A 19,858-nucleotide genomic window follows, 5' to 3' on the forward strand; every position below is an offset into this window, starting at 1 on the left:
GTATGATCGGTATAGTGATGTTTTTTGTGGCGTTATTTGCGCTACTGCTTGGTTTTCCTGTCGCCTTCACCTTTGGCGGCATCGCATTAATTTTTGGCGTATGGGCAGAAGGCATTGAGATGTTTGCTTTCATGCCTTATCGCATTCAATCCATCATGGAGAATACGGTACTGATGGCAGTACCTCTGTTTGTCTTCATGGGATTAGTGTTGCAAAAGACCCGATTGGCTGAGCAATTGCTTGAGTCGATGGGGCGTTTGTTTGGTGGTATTCGCGGTGGTATTGCCATTTCAACCGTGTTGGTGGGTGCCTTGCTTGCGGCATCAACGGGGGTAGTCGGTGCATCGGTAGTGGCAATGGGGTTGATCTCCTTGCCAGTGATGCTTAAGTACAATTACGACAAAGGATTGGCTTGTGGCACCATCTGTGCGTCGGGCACGTTAGGTCAAATCATTCCGCCTTCCATAGTTTTGATTCTTCTGGGGGATGTTCTCGGTGTACCAGTCGGGGATTTGTTCCAAGCCGCAGTGTGGCCGGGATTGGTGTTGGTGGGCGCGTATGTGATCTACATTTTGATTTACGCCAAACTGAACCCTGAAGCAGCCCAGCCTATCGAGCGTGATGAGTCTATCAGTCGTAAAGAAGAAGTGATTACTGCGTTGAAAGCCGTACTGCCACCGTTGGCGTTGATTATTGTTGTTCTCGGCTCTATCTTTGCGGGTATTGCTACCCCAACAGAGTCTGCAGCACTGGGTGGGGCTGGTGCAATTGTATTGTCGTTGCTTTACAAACAGTTTAGCTGGTCGATGGTGTATGAAGCTTCGAAAGAGACCGTAAAAGTGACCGCGATGGTCTTTGCGATTTTGCTTGGGGCAACGGCATTCTCAATGGCGTTTACGTACACTGGGGGAGATTACCTTGTTGAAGAGTGGATGTTGGAACTTCCGGGTGAAAAATGGGGCTTCTTGATCATTACCATGTTAGTCATCCTTATCCTTGGGTTCTTCATCGACTTCGTAGAAATCTGTTTCATTATCGTGCCAATCATTGCACCTGTTGCCGAGTTGATGGGTATCAACATGACTTGGTTTGCGATTTTGATTGCGATGAACCTGCAGACCTCATTCCTAACACCGCCTTTTGGTTTTAGTTTGTTCTACCTAAAAGGTGTGGCTCCGGCAGGCGTGACCACTCGGGATATCTACCGCGGTGTGATGCCATTCATTGCGATTCAGATTGTGGTACTTGCTTCATTGTTATTTTTCCCAGGATTCTATGGCATGTCCTAATGCAAGTAAGAAGCAAGGAATTGTGATGTGAAAATTTTCACCTTTTGAGACAAGTTGTTAAGCTGATTAACTATCAGGGGCTGTTGATGTTTCGAACCGATTTTAATCGCGAAAGGTCAACAGCCCCAAGCCAAATCAGCGTTTCATTGGAGGGAAAGGATGCCTCTCAAAGCCAAGTTAATCTTGTTGGCACTGATCCCTGTGGTTTTGGTGTCAGCCAGTATCAGTTGGATTTCCATTTACCAAGCGAAAACCTTGGGGCAGCGTGAGGTGGAAATCTTTCATCAGAACTTAATTCAATCCAAAGAAGCGGCACTAAAAGATACCGTAGATCTCGCCTTTGATGCCATTTCCCATATCTATAACGATCCTATGCTTGAAGAGGCTGACGCGAAAGCGCGCGTAAAAGCGATCCTAAACCGCTTACGTTACGGTTCAGACGGGTATTTCTTTGCCTACGATAAGCACGGTACGAACCTTGTTCATCCCATTCTCCCGGACTTAGTCGGACAAAATTTACTGCATATTCAAGATGAAAATGGCGATCACCTGATTGAGGCTCTGCTTTATCAAGCGCAGCTTGGGGGCGGGTTCCATCAATATCTATGGCAAAAGCCCTCTACGGGGGAGGTGGTACCTAAGCTGAGCTATGCGGCATGGCTTGATAAATGGGATTGGATGATTGGCACTGGGTTGTATATTGAAGATGTGAGCCGTGAAGTCGCCAATATGCGTGCGGCAATCAATCAAAATATCGAGACTACCTTTTTCACCGTGGTGATTATTCTGGTGGTTACGGTGGCGGTGATCATCGTATTGACACTTGCTATCAATTTACACGAGCATCGTTTAGCGGATAAGAACCTAAAAGAGCTTGCCCACAAAACGGTGATGTTCCAAGAAGATGAGAAAAAACATCTGGCGAGAGAGCTCCATGATGGCATCAATCAATTGCTGGTTTCGAGCAAATGTCACCTCGATTTGATGGCGCATCGTATTGAAGATGAAAAGCTCAAAGCTCACCTAGATAAATCTCAACGCTCGTTGATCACTGCGATTAATGAAGTACGCCATATTTCTCACCAACTGAGACCAAGTGCCTTGGATGATATTGGCTTAGAAGCCGCGCTTTCTACACTATTGCAAGATTTTCATTCGCACTCTGGTATGGACATCGATAGCCATTTTGATACCGAGCAAGTGAAGTTGAAATCTGAAGTGGCTACAACCTTGTATCGTGTGGCTCAGGAATCTTTAAACAACATTGAGAAGCACGCCAAAGCAAAAAAGGTCACAGTAATTTTGCAAAAAATGGGCAATATGCTGCAATTACTGATACGAGACGACGGTACGGGTTTTATGGTCAACCCTTCAGTGCACCGACAAGGAATTGGATTGCGGAACATGCGTGAGCGTGTTGAGTTTATCGGAGGCGAGTTTGAACTCATGAGCGAGCCCGGTTTGGGGACGGAAATCACCGTATTGTTAGATTTGGATGGATTAGTTTATGGATAAACCAATTAGTGTGGTGATAGTTGATGATCATCAGGTGGTGCTTGATGGTTTTATGGCGCGTTTGGAACTGGAACCTGATATTGATGTGATTGGTACGGCGAGTAATGGGCTTGAGGCAATTGAAGTATCAAAGCTTCTCAATCCAGATGTCATCTTGATGGATATCAGTATGCCAATCATGAATGGCATTGAAGCTACTGGCGTAATTAAGGAAGAGCGTCCAGAGAGCAAAATTTTAATGCTCACCATGCACGACAACCGTGAATACATCATGAAGGTGATGCAAGCTGGTGCGGTAGGTTACATGCTGAAAGAAATTTCAGCAGAGAAAATGGTGCAAGCAATAAAAACGGTGAACCAAGGATCGACTTACTTTTGCGAATCCGTTACCCAGACCTTATTTACGCAGGATGTCGTCCCGGCAGCGCAAAAGCCGAACCCACTTAGCCGCAGGGAAGAAGCGGTACTTAAGTTAGTGGCGCAAGGAAACAGCAGCAAAAAGATTGCGACGTTGTTGGACATTAGCTATCGAACGGTAGAAACGCACCGTCATAACATCAAACACAAACTGGATTTGCACTCGACGGCTGAGTTGGCGAAATACGCTTTTGAAACAGGATTGATAGAGTAGGCAGGGGCGCCCTCATGCTTTCATACATCAGAGCGCTCGAAGGGATACTTATTCAGGCTTGGTAATACTGCCAAGTTCAAGCATAGGGGCAACATCAATATCTTCTGCATTCATCATGGTCGAGATGCGCTGCACAGAAGACAAAAGCAAGCTCTGTTCCCACTCTTCTAGCTTTTGGAAGCGGCTAATAAAATGCTCTTGCAATGGCGTCGGGGCCTGTTTTAAGGCTTCTTGTCCTTTCTCGGTCAATACCGCGTGAACTTTACGCTTGTCTTCGACACTGCGGCGGCGCTCAACAAGTTGGTTGCGCTCTAAGCGGTCAAGGATAGTGGTTGCCGTTGCCTGACTCATGTTGGTATGGCTAGACAATTGTTTGATAGTGACGTTATTTAATTCACTAATGGCACGCATCAGGATCAGCTGAGGAGCCGTCAAACCAGACTCTTTGCTTAACTTCTTAGAATGTAAATCAATAGCGCGGATGATCTGACGAATCGAGACCAAAACTTCTTCGTACTTTTCCAATTTCGTAATCCAGTCATTAAGGGATCATGTAACGAGGCGACACTAACTCAAATGCGCTGTTATTTAAAGGGCTTCGTTAGGTATCGCGACACCAATTTTCAATAATTTGCCTTGGCTCTCCTTATTGTTTTTAAGGTCATTGAGCGAGGAAAAAAGCAACGACTAGAATTATTATAGTAAGAAATGTTTGTGGTCTAAGTATTACTGTGGTTGTTTCCGCTTTTTTAGCTACACTTTTCTGATTGAAATGTAAGTTATTGGATTTTTTATCAGCAAAAGATAGACAAAAACGCCTCAAATGGTAGGATCTTCCACTTTCATGGAAAATAAAATGTATCGTGTTCAAATGATTTTTAATGCCTTGTTAAGAAGATTGAACATAAAAAGAGAGGAATAATGACAAAAGGTATAGATAAGTACAGTATCGACAGTACCGACTATACGGTTGGTCAAGACAACGTCCAGAAATGGGGTTTTGACGTACATAATCCTGTTTTTGGTATCAGTGCTGGTTTCATTGCACTGTTTCTTATTGCTGCACTTGTGCTGGACGCACACACCGCTAAGACCGCACTCGACGGCATTAAGTGGAAAATCATCGGTTCTTTTGACTGGCTGTTTATCATCTCTGGTAACATCTTCGTTATCTTCTGTTTAGCTCTCATCGTTTCACCAATGGGTAAGATTCGCCTTGGTGGTAAAGATGCTGTCGCTGATTACTCATTCATGTCCTGGCTGGCAATGTTGTTTGCTGCTGGTATGGGTATCGGTTTGATGTTCTGGAGTGTGGCAGAGCCAGTAGCGTACTTCACTGGTTGGTATGAAACCCCGCTGGGTGTAGAAGCAAACACACCAGAAGCCGCGAAGCTAGCACTAGGGGCGACCATGTTCCACTGGGGTCTACACCCATGGGCGATTTACGGTGTCGTGGCACTATCTCTTGCTTTCTTTACTTACAACAAAGGTCTGCCGCTTTCAATGCGCTCGATTTTCTACCCGTTATTGGGCGATCGCGCATGGGGTTGGGCAGGTCACATCGTGGATATTCTAGCGGTATTGGCAACCTTGTTTGGTCTGGCGACTTCTCTAGGTCTAGGTGCACAACAAGCGGCAAGTGGTATTCACCATGTCTTTGGCGTTGAACCAGGACTAGGACTGCAAATTGTCGTTATCACTATTGTTACGCTATTGGCGGTTGTTTCTGTTGTTCGTGGTATTGATGGCGGGGTAAAAGTCATCAGTAACATCAACATGGTGATTGCTTTCTTATTGCTTATCCTTGTTGGTTTGATCGGCTGGGCGGTAACACTAGGCTCTGTGCCAACCACATTGATGGCTTATGTTGAGAATATTATTCCACTGAGTAATCCGTTTGATCGTACTGATGAAGCTTGGTTCCAAGGTTGGACAGTATTCTACTGGGCTTGGTGGATCTCATGGTCACCATTTGTAGGTATGTTTATCGCTCGAGTTTCACGCGGTCGTACCGTTCGTGAATTCATCACTGCGGTTCTAATTGTACCGACAGCAGTTACCTTGATTTGGATGTCGACATTCGGTGGTCTTGCTATCGACCAAGTGATCAATAATGTGGGCGAGCTAGGTGCAAATGGTTTGACTGATGTTTCCCTTGCGATGTTCCAAATGTTCGATGTATTGCCATTCGGTAACATGCTATCCATCATTGCAGTCGTACTAGTATTGGTATTCTTTATTACTTCTTCAGACTCAGGCTCATTGGTTATCGACAGCATCACCGCTGGTGGTAAAGTCGATGCACCAGTGTTACAGCGTGTATTCTGGGCATTCATGGAAGGTGCGATTGCGGTTGCATTACTGTGGATCGGTGGTTCTGAAGCTGTTCAAGCGCTGCAAGCGGGTGCAATTTCTACTGCACTGCCATTTACCGTCGTTTTATTGGCGATGTGTGTCAGCCTGCTTATGGGTATGAGAACCGAACGTCAATAATTGATAAGATTTATAAATATTACTTAAATATTAGTAAGTTAAAAAAGCCAGCGTTTTGCTGGCTTTTTTGTGTGATTTTTCTGACGGTAGACAAAATAATGACGAAATAAGTCATTAATTTACAATGAGTTAATGTTTTATTTTTATTAGTAAAATCTCGTGATTAGTGATTAAAAAATGTGTAATATTCACCCACCTTAACTGTTCTCCCAACCTCTATAATAATTATGAAATTATCATTAAAACAAAAGCTAATTGGCGCAAGCCTCTCTGCTGTTGTTGTGATGGCAACAGCACTGACTTGGTTGTCGGCTGGTCAACTTCTTGATCAGACGCGTTCAGGTGTCTATTCACGAGCACAAAGCCTAAGTAACGCCGCTTCAGAAGGTATTTCTGACTGGGTGGCAATTCGTAAAGATATTGCGACGGCTTTCAACGACTACTCAACTGAGCAAGACGTTGTGCCTTTCCTACAACAAGCACGTAAAGCTGGTGGCTTTGACGATATCTTCTTAGGTACACCAGAAGGTGGTATGTATCGCTCTCATCCCGAGCGTAACCGTGCTGATTACGATCCTCGCACGCGTCCTTGGTACAAAGACGCAAACGCAGCAGGCAAGCAAATCATCACAGAAGCTTACCAAGACGCTATCACTAACGCGCTATTGGTGACAATTGCTGAGCCAGTAATGAAAAACGGTAAGTTCATTGGTGTTGTCGGTGCAGATGTATTGATTGACCAGTTGATCAATGACGTCATCAGCCTAGACGCAGGTGACAATGCTCATGCAATGCTGATCGATATGAACGATGGCACTTTCCTTGCTCATCCAAATAAGAGCCTAACACTTAAGCCAATCACCGACCTTTCTAAAGAATTTTCTAAAGATTCTATTGAGCGCGCAGCCAACTCTGGTGCGATTGAAAGTGCAACAATCAAAGGCAAAGAGAAGCTTTACTACTTCAGTAAAGTGCCTGGCACACATTGGATGTTTGCGATTGAAATGGATCGTGCAACAGAAGAGGCAAGCCACGCTCAATTGTTACGAGAAATGCTGATCACCGCTGTGTTGATCACTATCGTCGTGATTGTTGCTGTTTCATGGCTAGTAGGTTTCTTGTTCCGCGATTTGGGTCGTGTTTCACAAGCATTGGAAGAAATTGCTTCTGGTGAAGGTGACTTGACGCAACGTCTAGAACCGCGCAGTGATGACGAAGTCGGCAAGCTGGCTGATAACTTCAACCGTTTTGTCGGCAATATGCACACGATGGTGACGAAACTAAGTCACGTATCGTCCGCACTGTCTGAGCAAGCTCGTACAACGGCACAGCAAGCCGAAGAACGTAGCCAGCGTATTTCTTACCAGCAAGACGAAATCAACATGGTGGCGACTGCGGTTAACGAAATGGCGGCAGCAACACAAGAGATTGCTGGTAACGCGGACAACACAGCATCAAGCTCGGAAGAAGCGGTACAAGCATGTGTGCATGGCTCTGGTCAAGTAACGCAAACGCAAGGTTCGATCCAAAACCTAGCGCAAGAAGTTCAAGTCGCGACCAACGTGATTCAAGAGCTAGAAGCGCACGGTAACGCGATTAATACGATTCTTTCGACTATTCAAGGTATTGCCGAACAAACCAACTTACTGGCACTGAATGCGGCGATTGAAGCAGCACGTGCTGGTGAACAAGGTCGCGGTTTTGCGGTGGTTGCGGATGAAGTTCGTGTGTTGAGCCAACGTACTCACGCTTCAACGCAAGAGATTCAAGAAACCATCGAAATGCTACAAGGTACTACGGCGAAAGCGGTGGGTATTATGGATGACAGTCGTCGTCTAGCAGATACTAGCGTGGATGATGCAAACTCTGCGGCAGTTAGCCTGACGCAAATTCACTCTGCGGTAGAGCGAATCAGTGATATGGCAACTCAAATTGCTTCAGCAGCAGAAGAGCAAGCGTCAGTAACCACTGAGATTACTCGTAATACAGAGGGCATTCGTGACGTATCGAATGAGCTTTCTGTGGAAGCGCACCAGGCGGCTGAGCAAGCAGCGCACCTGTCTGAGCTTTCTCACGAGCTAGAACAAGAGATCAGACGATTTAAGCTGTAAGCTTTTGTTGTTTTGAATAAAAAGGAGCCATATGGCTCCTTTTTTGTTGCTCAAAGATAACGTAAGCCGAATTACAACCACAGGCTACTGATAGGTTGCTCTGGGTTATAATGATGGGCAATTTGGGCTTGCAGCAGCTCTGCTGTAGCAATGGCATCGGTTAGAGCATGGTGCGGTGTATAGTCTGGTAAGCCATAACGACGGCGAGACTGGGCTAAGCGTAATGATTTTGGCTTATTGCCCTTGAGCTTGTTCCAAAGACCGCCCGCTGCTTTTTGTTGAATGTTTTCTTCAATTTGCAACGTATCAAGAACTGGAAACTCAATACCTTCGCCAATACGAGAGCGCAGTGCTTGGTCGAGAAACTCACGCTCGATACGGCGGTAATGTACCACTACAATCTTACCCGCTAAGCTTTCTAGCAAGGGAGCGAGGATTTCACCCAGATCGGGAGCGTCAATCAGTTCACTGTGAGTGATACCATGAATGATGACTGATTCTTCATCGAGTTTTTCCTGTGGTCGCACCTTCCAGTGCTTTGCTTGGCGTAGGAAAATTCGATTGAGATCGAACGGCACCAAACCAATGGTGATGATGCCGTTTTTTTGTGGGTTCAAACCGGTAGTCTCAAAATCAAGCGCAACGAACTCCACTTGGGATAGTGGCGTTTCAGGTGCTGGCAGCGCTTTACCGTAAAAGGCGACTAAGCGTTCATCAGTGGCACGCTCAAGTTTCTGCTGAAACTTCACTGGCCACTGAATACTCGGCTTTTGAAATAATTTCTTTATCACTTCTCGCCTCACTTAAACTTGTTACTAGCCTGATAGCGGAACTTAAGGAAGTTCTGACCATTACTTAGGATCTGGAACGCATCTTTCAAATTACGACGTTCAAAATCCGACAAGTTTTCAGGCTCAATGTTGTTGTCTGGTTCAATACCTAACTCAACATCAATTGCTTGGTGGCGGATACGCACCATTGAGATGAACTCCATGGCGTCTTTAAGATCTTGTGCGCGCCCTTTTGGTAAGATGCCAGCATCAATGATGTCATCGAGACGCTCAAATGAATTCTGTGCACGTGAGCCTACCGCAAGAGAATGAACGCGGATCAGATCGACCAATGGCGCAGTACCACGGCGTTTCAAGTTGATTGAGTTTTTATGTTGACCGTCTTTTTCCATCACAAAGTCTTTGAAGAAGCCAAGTGGTGGAGTTCGATTTAATGCGTTACGTGCCAAGCAGGCTAGGAAGCGATTGTTCTTGCGGGCACGACGTACGATGAAGCTGGTGAGCTGCTCTGCCCATTTTAAGCGACCGTAAACCCCATCTAAATCAAAGAAGATGGATGCGTTGAGTAGCGCTTTTGGATTGGGGTCATCAATCCAATCGGCAAAGCATTCTTCCCATTGTGAGCGGGTCATTCGCCACATCGGGTTGGTCGCCATAATGTCGCCAGTACAGTACTTGTAACCGCATACGTTCAAACCATCACTGACATATTGTGCGAGAGCCTCAAAGTATTTACCGTGTTTCTCTTCTTTGTAGGTGTCGTCTAGGATGATTGCATTGTCTTGGTCAGTGACCAGCAACTGTTCGTCGCGCCCCATTGAACCAAGAGCAAGGAAGCAATAAGGGATAGGAGGTGGACCGAGTTCTTCTTCTGCCATTTCTAAAAGGCGTTGCTTAAAGCTGCGACCGATCACCGACATCGCGCTGCCCACCATGTGTGAGTTGGCGTCTTCGTTGACCAAGCGAACAAAACTGCTCTTTACTTCTTCTGCCACAATCGCTAAATCTTCGATGCTTTGCTGCTGGAAGATACTACTGACCAGCAACAGTGAGTTTTGCGATTCATAACGTACAATATCGGTAGCTTCGATAATACCAATCGGCATTTGATCTTTAACCACTGGCAAATGATGCACGTTGTAGCGCAACATGGTCAGCATGGCTTCATATACGTATGCGTTATGATCGAGTGAGATAACCTCAGTGGTCATCACCGTGGAGACATCGTCTTGCGGTGATAAGCCTTCGGCTAAAACTCGGGTACACAAATCACGGTCGGTAATGATACCTAGCACTGGAGATTGTGGGTCTTCTTCGTCCAGCACAAAGTCTGGGTCCACAATCAACAATGAAGAAACATTGTCTTGCGCCATCAATTGCGCGGCTTCTTGGATCGTCTGTCCACGTTCAATCGTCGGTGCGTCACGGGTTAATAAGGTTTTGACCTTAGAAGTGGTTAGGTCATTGGCATCGTTGTTTTCTGACACTGCTTGGCGCAAACGAGCACTGTTCTCTACTTCAACAAAATCAGCGAATGAGTCGAAGTTATCATACAGTTCTTGGAAAATGTCTTGAGGAATGCAGTAGAGTAGGGAATCTTCTATCGCTTTTACTGGGAAGCGAACTTTGTTGTTGGTCAGAAGCCCCATTTGACCAAAAAGGTCACCCTCGTCGAGTCGGTTGTAAAGTTCACCTTTGCGTCGATAGACCTCAACCACGCCACTACGAACCATGTATAGATCGTGGATCTGGTCGCCGAAATGAATGACGGGAGTATCTTGACGATAGTATGAGATTTCGATGTTCTCGGTCACTTTGGTGAGCGTTTCTTCCGGAAGCTCGTTGAATGGGGGATACTTGGCGAGAAAGTTATATATCTCGAGAAGTTCTGCTTCCATTAAGGTGCCTTTTGGTTTGCAAGTGATAGGGTAATCTTAACTTAGTTTTAAAACAGAATCTTATCGGATCACTGTTTTTCGTGCGCAATGATAAGATTCGGACAAGTCGCACGGCAAATCGCCATCAATTCGGCTACGCTGTCATCAAGATGCCGAATTAAATCAATACAATGGGCGTATTAAAGAAGAGTTTTGGATGACACTCATGGAAGGAAGTAGAATGGTAAGACTATTATTCGCTGCACCTCTTGTAGCATTACCACTAATGAGCGTTGCCTCAGAGTCAGAACAGGTCGAGAAGTTTGGTTACGAGCACATTAATTTAGACATTGGTGCCGGGACAACGAATGAAGAGTGGCTCGATAATTCTAACGCTACCACTCTAGGGCTTGGCGGTAATTACCTATTTACCGATAACTGGCTGTTTAACGTTGACTACTCGGCGCAATTTTTCCACCCAGACAATTTCACTTTGCGTATTGACCGTTTGTTGTTCGGTGGTGGTTATCGTTATGGCGTCAACGAGAAGTTTGATATCTACGGGATTTATGGGCTTGGCGCAATTAAAGCCAAAGCGACTGATGATAAAACCGACCGTACACTGTCCTCGGATAGCGAGTTTATTCAAGGCGTCACGTTTGGCGCAAATTACCTATTTAGTGAAAAGTTAATGGGGACGGCAGAAGTGCACTTGAATCGAAGTGATATCGTCGACGAGAACAACTATAAGATTGCCTTTAACTACCAATGGCATCGCGTGATTGGTACCGGTCTTTATTACCAGTTCCGTGACACCGATTATCAAGGTCAACCGTCAGATCACATCAATGAAGTTGGAATTAGCTTTAAGTTTGTGTATTAGTTCATAGGAGTGTAGCGCCACCTTGTATAGTGGCGTTTCAACAAGCGGTAGAATCAAAAAAGGTCAGCGAGTGCTGACCTTTTTAATTTGTGACTTTCGACGCGATTACAGAACCGCAGCGATGCCTTTACATAGAGGACCCATGTTTGCTTTTGTCATACCTGCAACGCTGATACGACCTGAGCCTACGATATAGATACCGAACTCTTCTTTTAGACGGTTTACTTGCTCTTTGGATAGACCAGAGAACGAGAACATACCGTTTTGGCGCTCGATGAAGCTGAAGTCAGCATCCACACCTTCTGCCTTAAGAGTAGCAACGAATAGTTCACGCATCTCTTGGATTCGGTTACGCATTTCCGCTACTTCCGCTTCCCATTCTGCGCGCAGGTCTGCGTCACCAAGAATGTGAGTCACAACAGCGCTACCGTGCGCTGGTGGGTTAGAGTAGATAGAGCGGATGATGGCTTTTACTTGTGAGAACGCCGTTGTTGCAACGTCTTCTGATTCAGCAACCAGAGTGAATGCACCAACACGCTCATTGTATAGACCGAAGTTCTTAGAGAAAGAACTCGCGACTAGGATTTCTTTGTTGTATTTAGCGAAAGTACGAAGACCTGCTGCATCTTCTTCTACACCTTTAGCAAAGCCTTGGTATGCGAAGTCGAATAGAGGAAGCAGTTTTTTCTCTGCAACCAGCTTAGCCAGCGTTTCCCACTCTTCAGCTGTTGGATCGATACCTGTAGGGTTGTGACAGCAGCCATGCAGAAGAACAACGTCACCTTCAGATGCACCTTGCAGGTCGTTAACCATAGCAGCGAAGTCTTTGTCTTTGGTTTCTGCGTTGTAGTAGCTGTATTGTGCTGTTTCGATACCAGCTGCAGTGAATACGCCGTTGTGGTTTGCCCAAGTAGGGTTGCTGATCCAGATCTTTACATCACCAAGCTGACGCTTAATGAACTCACCTGCTACACGTAGAGCACCTGTGCCACCTGGTGCTTGTGCTGTTTTAGCACGCTTGCCAGCAACGATTTCCGCGTCTGCACCGAAAAGCAGTTTTTGTACTGCTAGACCGTATTCTGCTGTACCTTCGATTGTTAGGTAAGATTTGGTTTTTTCAGTTTCAATCAGTGCGGCTTCGGCTTTTTTAACAGTCGCAAGAACAGGGGTTTCACCTTGTTCGTTCTTGTAAATACCAACGCCTAGGTTAATTTTTTCGGCGCGAGCATCTTTTTTAAACTCTTCAGTAAGTCCAAGAATAGGGTCAGCCGGAGCGGCAACTACTTTTTCAAACATAATCTTCATCCATGTTAATCGAAGGGGTCTGCTGACATTTATACCTTTCAGCAATATTCGTTACAACAGTTAGTGATAAGAAAACTTAAAAAAGTTTTGATTTGAAACAGAAATCTAACATAACGGAGGCTTTTGATATAAAAACCCCTCTTAACAAGCGTTTTAAGAGGGGGATAATTGGCTAAGCGGCGATGTTTTGCTCATCTTGATATTGATGTGCGATATGTTGAAATTCGGTTTCAACTGCAAGAAATGCATCGACGATTTGAGGATCGAAATGTTTGCCTTTACCCTCTAGGATGATGGCTTTCGCCTTGTCATGGCTGAAAGCAGGCTTATATACACGCTTAGAAATAAGAGCGTCATACACATCTGCTAATGCCATTAAACGACCGGATAAAGGGATGTTCTCGCCGCTTAATTGATTTGGATAGCCACTACCATCCCACTTTTCATGGTGTGTTAGGGCAATCTCTTTAGCAACGCGCAAAAACGAACTACTTCCTAGCTGTTTTTCAGCAATTGACAGCGCTTCGGCACCAATTTGTGCATGTCCTTTCATGATCTCAAACTCTCCATCGGTCAGTTTTCCCGGTTTTAGTAACACGCTATCTGGTACACCGACTTTTCCGACGTCATGCAGCGGCGCCGATTTGTAAAGTAGTTCGATATAATTTGGAGTCAGTAATGAACAATGTTGTTCAAATTGGCTTAAATGTTCAGCCAATACTTTTACATATTGTTGCGTGCGCATAATGTGCGCACCGGTTTCATTATCACGTGATTCAGCCAATGCCGACAAACTGACAATGGCAACATCTCGCGTGGCTTTGACCTCATCTTGCGAAACTTGCAAACTGTCGAGCATTTGGTTAGTTAAACAGGCCATCGAGCCAAGCTCATCATGTTGGAAAACTGGTAAACGTTGCGCAATTTTCCCTTGTGTCACTTCCAGCAAAGCTTGCTCTTGGCTAAACAAGATTTTTTGCATCAAGCGAGTCCAAAGCACCATAATCGCGATTACATAGCCTCCGACGACAAGTGCGATGTAAACCAACTCTTTAATGAAGCTGATTTTGCCTAGCCCATTGGTGATTTGCTCTGGGTTTTGCTCCAACCAATAAATGTCTTTGACTGCGACCATGGTCAAAATGGTGGTCAAGGTGATGAGCAAGGCGATCATCATGCCTATCATTTGTTTCACCATGGATTGGCGCTGACCTGATAACGCAAAGCCAAATTGGTTTTGTTGACGTAGGTTGTCAAATTGAACCAGCTTGCTTTGCAGTTGTAAGATAGAACCAGTTAAAAAGCCAAAGAGCGCCATACCAAACAACACTTTCACATTGCTGTCGAAGGTAAAGTCGTATTGAAGGTTATAGTACGCAGCAAAAGGAATACTTACAGCGGTAAACAACACAGTATCAAGCTTGGCTTGTCGGTTTTGTGCAATCAAAGGATGTGAGACAAGAATAAAGTGGCGAACAAGATAGAGGAACGTAAAAACCACCGCGCAATGTAAAATCACTTCGTATACGCTCAGCGTGCTGAGCATCGGGCAGACGCGTCCACCGTATGTGCCAAAAAAGAACGCCGCAGCTAGGTAAAGTTGGAATGTAAGTGGTGCATTGTAGTTAGTATTCACCATGGTTATCCTTTTTTGGACAAATCTCAGCATCGTTTTCTCTCTTAGTTGAGCAAGAAGAGAGAGGTACTGTGGAATTGATGTCTGTTGATTGATCTGTCACTAGTAAAATCGAGACCTGAAATTTTATCGATAGATTCTTATAAATGATAGAAATTTGTTATGTATATGCTCAAGTAACCTTGAGATGCTTGCTTCAGCGAGGATGGCTTGGTTTGAAGGTGAGGCAACAATTTGAAGATCTAGGGGGGCTAATTCGAAAATTGTTAAAGAAGCATGTGAACTAAAGCCACTCGCCCTTCGGGAGCCTGTCACTGAAGTACGTTCTTTGCTAACTAAATAGCATCGTCAAACAACTTGGATATAGCTTGCAATTCCGCTTCGCTGTTTTCCTTGCTGTCTTTTGGTAAAGAGGGAATAGTGACAATACTCTGAATCTAGCATCTTGAAGTGACATTGATATAGCGAAGGATTTACAAAAAAGCCCCGCTATGGCGAGGCTTGGTCTCAATCATCGACATGAAAAAGGGTAGGAATTACTTTTTCAAATCCATTTGTGATTCATGTGCATTCGTTTCGATGTCTGGGTTAGAAGACAGTTTGCCTGTTGCCCAATCGTTCATGTGCTTAAGGATAGCTTTCAATGCATGTTTTTCTGTTGGTGCTTCAGCGGATTCTACTTCGATTTTTTGTTTAGGATGAGAACCCGTTGCGTCTTCAGCAACGTGCAACCAATCTGGGTGCCAGTAGTAAGGCTGACCTGATGTTGTACTCCAAGAGTGAACACCATTAGATTCGCCTTTGTATTGAATGTCGTTTTCGTTGTATTTCGTCATTATTATCGTCTCTCATAGTCATGAGTTGAGGTGTGCGTCACCATTACTCTATAAATGTAACAGATGTCATCGGAATTAATGTGACTGCTATCTATTTATCTTGTTGATAAATGATCCATTCCGTTGCACAGCTCTCATTCAGATATATTTGTTGATCCCACCTAGCAATAACCGCCTGAAAAATAGGTATTTATGCCCAAGTAACCTCGCCCTTTGGGAGCGTGTCGTTGATTCGATCTCTGAGTCAAACAACTTGGAAAGAGCTAACTATTTCGCTGCGGTTGTTCTCCTTGACCTCGAATCAATGACAGCGCACTGAATCCTGCATCTTGAAGTCACTTGGGTATAATCAATATTATTGCCCATTGAGATGTTTGATAATTGCTGCCTTTGCATGCTCAGGTGTGGCTGCTTCACCCTCTGGGACATCGAGCTCTGCTTTTGGGTGCACCCCTAGTGCATCCTCAGCGATGTGCAACCAATCTGGGTGCCAATAATATGGGTTATTGCCTTCTGGGTGGTCCCAGCTATGAACTCCTTCGTGTATGCCTCGATAAGAGAGGTCATCCATCGTAAACATTTTCATCATTTCCTCCCGTAGAATATTCATACCTTTGAAAGTATGGAACATAAATTCTCATTTCGTAACGTCAATTGATATCACTAAGATTGATTAATTACGTTTCGAGTTTGATAAGTCGAAGATCGGAATCAGGGCGTGAAGTATGCTAAGGTGCGCTCGGTAGTAAGAAATGAGGGAAGCATGAACCGATACCGCCAACTGGCTGAGCTGTTTAAAACGCAAATTCAACAAAATACATGGAGAGCAGGAGAGAAGTTGCCCTCCGTGCGTGTCACTAGCCGCAACCATTCGGTCAGTGCAGGAACTGTGTTACAAGCCTATCAATTGCTCGAAGCGCAAGGTTGGGTGATTGCTAAACCTCAGTCGGGTTACTTTGTTACTGCTGAGCTCGAACGTCTCGACGCTGCTGGTGCTGATAACAATGCGTATCGTACTTCACTAAACGATGAGTTGTACGATTTCCTCAAACAACAAACCGTGCCAAACGCGACAAAGCTAGGCTCCGCGTTTCCTGACCCAGCACTTTTTCCTCTCGAAGCACTAAACCGTAACCTTGCCAGTTCCGGGCGAAAAATGGGACCAGATACCTTGTTAGATAACCTACCACCGGGTAGTGCTTCTCTACGCCGCTCGATTGCCCAGCGCTATATACAGCAAGGCATGACTTTAACGCATGATGATATCGTTATTACCTCTGGCGCGTTAGAAGCGCTCAACCTCAGTTTGCAAGTGGTTACTGAGCCAGGGGATACGGTTGTCATTGAGTCGCCAACATTTTATGGTGCGTTACAAGCAATTGAACGACTAGGGTTGAATGCCATTGAGATCTCGGTAGATGCCGAAAAAGGGCACTCCTTGGCTCAGATGGAACAAGCTTTTGCACAGCACAACGTTAAGGCTTGCTGGCTTATGAGTAACTTTCATAATCCAACAGGCACTTCGTTGAGCGACGAACAAAAGCAACGTGTTGTTGAGCTTGCCAATCTACATGATGTGTATCTGATTGAAGATGATGTTTACGCAGAGTTGTATTTCTCCGACAAGAAACCTACATCGCTGAAAACCTATGATGACCAAGAGCGCGTTTTGCATTGTGGCTCTCTTTCAAAAAGTCTTTGTCCTGGCTATCGATTGGGGTGGGTGATCACCAAGCGCTTTAACGAGCGTATTCAAAAGCTTCAACTGATGTCGACGCTATCTGGCAGTGCACCTATTCAACAGGGAGTTGCGCATTACCTGCAAAATGACAGCTATGACAATCATTTAAGAAAGCTGCGTAAAGGGCTTGAACAGCGCCAAGCTATGTTTGTGCAAACAATGAAAGAGTGTTTGCCTAAATCTATTGAGTACTATCTTCCTCATGGCGGTTATTTCTTATGGCTTAAGTTGCCTCAAGGGATAAGCAGTAAAGTGGTTCATCACACCTTGCTGTCACAGCAGGTAACTGTTGCGCATGGTGCGTTGTTCTCGGTCGATGAGCAATATCAGGACTATCTGCGTTTGAATACTTCTCTGCCCATTGATGACAATCTGTGTCAGGCTTTGCGGAAATTGGGTGAGTTACTTCACTAAAGAAACTGTTTAATCCTTTTTTGACCTAACTGTATCAGAGTGGTTTACTTGGGTTGTGCTTCAATCGGATACAGAAATATTGTGATGATTGGAGTGACAATGAAAAAGCAGTTGGTAAAACATGAATTAAGATTGATCGCCGTTGCCATTTTTAGCGCATTTCTGTTGGTATTTGCGCACCTTATTTTGGCGAAATCGTTCTCTCACATGGCGTGGACGGAATACACCGCGGCTGTGATCCCCTTTATTATGTTTGGTTTGTGCGTACTGGGTGTTAAGTATGCCGCCAAGGCAGATAAAGATGATGAGAATAAGTCTTAGATTCATGAGATAGAAGTTAGGAATAAACACTATGAAACATGCATGGCTACTGGCACTGTCTGCTATCACTTTTGGTTGCACGGCTAATCAAGGTGATGAGCCCGAATCGGTGATCTTACACTACGGCAAGTCGGAGCTTGTTGCTCAAATACAAGCCAACGAACAGTTCGAAGCCCAAATCAACAATGATCAAGAGCAGGTTGATTTTTCTGGCTTTGTGAGAAAACAGTCGTCGGGCTACCTCGTTGACGTTGTTGCTATGCAAGAAAGTAAAACCCAGCATTCTAGCTCTAGTGTGAACACACAAGTGTTAATCAAAGAGGGTGACGTAGGTAAGCCACTCATGATTGGTGCGGTTAACGACAATGCAATGAGTGTGACGCTGAAATAGTTGAAATAACAGAAACGATGAAACTGCCACAAACTAAAAGACCTCCACTTGGGAGGTCTTTTTAATTCTGTATCACTCTAGGTGATTAGAAGTTCGCAGAGCGAGGAGTACGTGGGAATGGGATCACGTCACGAACGTTGCCCATACCTGTTACGTAAGATACTAGACGCTCAAAGCCTAGACCGAAGCCTGCGTGTGGCACTGTACCGTAACGACGTAGGTCACGGTACCAGCTCATGTGCTCAGGATCGATACCCACTTCACGCATACGTGCATCTAGGATGTCGAGACGCTCTTCACGTTGAGAACCACCGATGATTTCGCCGATGCCTGGTGCTAGTACATCCATCGCTGCAACTGTTTTACCGTCATCGTTAGCACGCATGTAGAATGCTTTGATGTCTTTCGGGTAGTTCTTAACGATTACAGGTGCTTTGAAGTGTTCTTCAGCAAGGAAGCGCTCGTGTTCAGAAGACATATCGATACCCCATTCAACTGGGAATTCGAATTCACGACCAGAATCAAGCAGGATTTGGATCGCGTCTGTGTAGTCAACTTGTGCGAAGTCAGAAGAGACAAACTGCTCTAGGCGAGTGATTGCTTCTTTGTCGATACGTTGAGCAAAGAACTCAAGGTCATCACGACATTCTTCAAGAACGGCTTTGAATACAAACTTCAGCATGTCTTCAGCCAATTTTGCAACGTCGTCTAGTTCTGCGAACGCAACTTCAGGCTCAACCATCCAGAATTCCGCTAGGTGGCGGCTTGTGTTTGAGTTTTCAGCACGGAAAGTAGGACCAAACGTGTAAACTTTGCTTAGTGCACAAGCGTAAGCTTCTGCGTTTAGCTGACCAGATACCGTTAGGAAAGTCTCTTTACCAAAGAAGTCTTCGTTGTAGTCAACTTTACCATCGTCAGTGCGAGGCAGGTTTTCCATGTCTAGCGTAGATACGCGGAACATTTCACCAGCACCTTCTGCGTCAGAAGCTGTGATCAATGGCGCTGATACCCAGAAGTAACCTTGCTCGTGGTAGAAGCGGTGGATTGCTTGAGATAGGCAGTTACGTACGCGTGCTACTGCACCAATCACGTTTGTGCGTGGACGTAGGTGAGCGACTTCGCGTAGGTACTCGATAGAGTGACGAGTTTTTGCCATTGGGTAAGTGTCAGCATCTTCAACCCAGCCAACAACTTTAACGTCAGTTGCTGCTAGTTCGAAGTCTTGACCTTTCGCAGGAGAGGCAACAATCTTACCAGTTACTTCAACAGAGCAGCCAGTCGTTAGCTTAAGTACTTCGTTGTCGTAATTATTAAGATTATTAGGGACCACGGCCTGAATCGGGTCGAAACAAGAGCCGTCATAAATGGCAAGGAAAGAGATTCCAGCTTTGGAATCACGACGTGAACGGATCCAGCCACGAACAGTTACTTCACTGTCTACTGCTAGCTGACCTTTCAAAACGTCTGATACAGGCGCGTAAGTCATGTTTTCAATATTCTCCATTGAGGTAAAAATTCAACTCAACACTTAAAAGTGCCTGTCTCACAACAAAATTGTTTAAAAAACAAGCGAAGTGTTGAGTTGGATAGAATTTTTTAGATTCAACGAAACATATTACCTGTC

Annotated in this window: 17 protein-coding genes; 9 read left to right on the forward strand and 8 right to left on the reverse strand. The window is 45.0% G+C overall.

What is annotated here, in order from left to right; all coding sequences use genetic code 11:
• The first annotated feature begins 2 nt into the window (after window positions 1–2).
• The 3 genes from NL647_RS20500 (at window position 3) to NL647_RS20510 (ending at window position 3,435) form a co-directional block, all read left to right on the forward strand.
• Window positions 3–1,289 (forward strand): TRAP transporter large permease subunit, encoded by a 1,287-nt coding sequence (locus NL647_RS20500; RefSeq protein WP_005445143.1) that lies wholly within the window; start codon window positions 3–5, stop codon window positions 1,287–1,289.
• Window positions 1,290–1,448: 159 nt separating this feature from the next.
• Window positions 1,449–2,804 carry a cache domain-containing protein gene (locus NL647_RS20505; RefSeq protein WP_005445145.1) on the forward strand — a complete coding sequence of 452 codons (1,356 nt, stop codon included), beginning with the start codon at window positions 1,449–1,451 and terminating at the stop codon, window positions 2,802–2,804.
• Window positions 2,797–3,435, forward strand: a complete 639-nt coding sequence (locus tag NL647_RS20510; RefSeq protein WP_005445147.1) for a response regulator transcription factor — start codon at window positions 2,797–2,799, stop codon at window positions 3,433–3,435. The genes NL647_RS20505 and NL647_RS20510 overlap by 8 nt, the downstream gene beginning before the upstream one ends.
• 48 nt (window positions 3,436–3,483) lie before the next feature.
• Here NL647_RS20510 and cosR read toward each other — a convergent pair whose 3' ends face one another.
• Window positions 3,484–3,960: a MarR family transcriptional regulator CosR gene (cosR, locus tag NL647_RS20515; RefSeq protein WP_005445149.1), complete on the reverse strand. Its 477-nt coding sequence runs from the start codon at window positions 3,958–3,960 to the stop codon at window positions 3,484–3,486.
• A 396-nt stretch (window positions 3,961–4,356) separates the two neighbouring features.
• Here cosR and NL647_RS20520 point away from each other — a divergent pair, with 396 nt between their 5' ends.
• Window positions 4,357–5,928 (forward strand): BCCT family transporter, encoded by a 1,572-nt coding sequence (locus NL647_RS20520; RefSeq protein WP_050935626.1) that lies wholly within the window; start codon window positions 4,357–4,359, stop codon window positions 5,926–5,928.
• A 227-nt stretch (window positions 5,929–6,155) separates the two neighbouring features.
• Complete coding sequence (locus tag NL647_RS20525) at window positions 6,156–8,039, forward strand: methyl-accepting chemotaxis protein (RefSeq protein WP_005445153.1); 1,884 nt, start codon at window positions 6,156–6,158, stop codon at window positions 8,037–8,039.
• Window positions 8,040–8,110: 71 nt separating this feature from the next.
• On the opposite strand, the gene NL647_RS20530 is transcribed toward NL647_RS20525, so the two are convergent.
• Window positions 8,111–8,827 carry a 3'-5' exonuclease gene (locus tag NL647_RS20530; protein WP_033001524.1) on the reverse strand — a complete coding sequence of 239 codons (717 nt, stop codon included), beginning with the start codon at window positions 8,825–8,827 and terminating at the stop codon, window positions 8,111–8,113.
• A gap of 11 nt (window positions 8,828–8,838) precedes the next feature.
• Window positions 8,839–10,728: a DUF294 nucleotidyltransferase-like domain-containing protein gene (locus NL647_RS20535; RefSeq protein WP_005445155.1), complete on the reverse strand. Its 1,890-nt coding sequence runs from the start codon at window positions 10,726–10,728 to the stop codon at window positions 8,839–8,841.
• 220 nt (window positions 10,729–10,948) lie between these two features.
• On the opposite strand from NL647_RS20535, the gene NL647_RS20540 reads away from it, so the two are divergent.
• The gene (locus tag NL647_RS20540) at window positions 10,949–11,590 is read left to right on the forward strand and encodes an outer membrane beta-barrel protein (protein ID WP_005445156.1); all 642 of its coding nucleotides are present in this window, start codon (window positions 10,949–10,951) and stop codon (window positions 11,588–11,590) included.
• A 105-nt stretch (window positions 11,591–11,695) separates the two neighbouring features.
• Here NL647_RS20540 and NL647_RS20545 read toward each other — a convergent pair whose 3' ends face one another.
• The 4 genes from NL647_RS20545 to NL647_RS20560 form a co-directional block, all read right to left on the reverse strand.
• Window positions 11,696–12,886 carry an amino acid aminotransferase gene (locus tag NL647_RS20545; protein WP_026138237.1) on the reverse strand — a complete coding sequence of 397 codons (1,191 nt, stop codon included), beginning with the start codon at window positions 12,884–12,886 and terminating at the stop codon, window positions 11,696–11,698.
• A gap of 181 nt (window positions 12,887–13,067) precedes the next feature.
• A complete protein-coding gene (locus NL647_RS20550) occupies window positions 13,068–14,534 on the reverse strand; it encodes an HD domain-containing phosphohydrolase (RefSeq protein ID WP_017189469.1) in 1,467 nt (488 codons plus the stop codon).
• A gap of 533 nt (window positions 14,535–15,067) precedes the next feature.
• On the reverse strand, window positions 15,068–15,367 hold the full coding sequence (locus NL647_RS20555; RefSeq protein WP_005445160.1) for a hypothetical protein: 300 nt from the start codon (window positions 15,365–15,367) through the stop codon (window positions 15,068–15,070).
• Between the two features lie 355 nt (window positions 15,368–15,722).
• Window positions 15,723–15,953, reverse strand: a complete 231-nt coding sequence (locus NL647_RS20560) for a hypothetical protein (protein WP_026000256.1) — start codon at window positions 15,951–15,953, stop codon at window positions 15,723–15,725.
• Between the two features lie 177 nt (window positions 15,954–16,130).
• Between NL647_RS20560 and NL647_RS20565 the strand changes: the two genes are divergently transcribed.
• From NL647_RS20565 to NL647_RS20575, 3 genes are all read left to right on the forward strand, one after another.
• The gene (locus NL647_RS20565; RefSeq protein WP_253650627.1) at window positions 16,131–17,522 is read left to right on the forward strand and encodes a PLP-dependent aminotransferase family protein; all 1,392 of its coding nucleotides are present in this window, start codon (window positions 16,131–16,133) and stop codon (window positions 17,520–17,522) included.
• A gap of 99 nt (window positions 17,523–17,621) precedes the next feature.
• Entirely contained in the window at window positions 17,622–17,843 is a 222-nt protein-coding gene (locus NL647_RS20570) for a hypothetical protein (RefSeq protein WP_009698378.1), read from the forward strand.
• Window positions 17,844–17,874: 31 nt separating this feature from the next.
• A complete protein-coding gene (locus NL647_RS20575; protein ID WP_009703467.1) occupies window positions 17,875–18,234 on the forward strand; it encodes a hypothetical protein in 360 nt (119 codons plus the stop codon).
• An 85-nt stretch (window positions 18,235–18,319) separates the two neighbouring features.
• On the opposite strand, the gene asnS is transcribed toward NL647_RS20575, so the two are convergent.
• Window positions 18,320–19,720: an asparagine--tRNA ligase gene (asnS, locus tag NL647_RS20580; RefSeq protein WP_005445169.1), complete on the reverse strand. Its 1,401-nt coding sequence runs from the start codon at window positions 19,718–19,720 to the stop codon at window positions 18,320–18,322.
• Between the last annotated feature and the right edge of the window lie 138 nt (window positions 19,721–19,858).

The sequence above is a fragment of the Vibrio sp. Y29_XK_CS5 genome, assembly GCF_024181835.1.
Taxonomy (GTDB): Bacteria; Pseudomonadota; Gammaproteobacteria; order Enterobacterales; family Vibrionaceae; genus Vibrio; species Vibrio harveyi.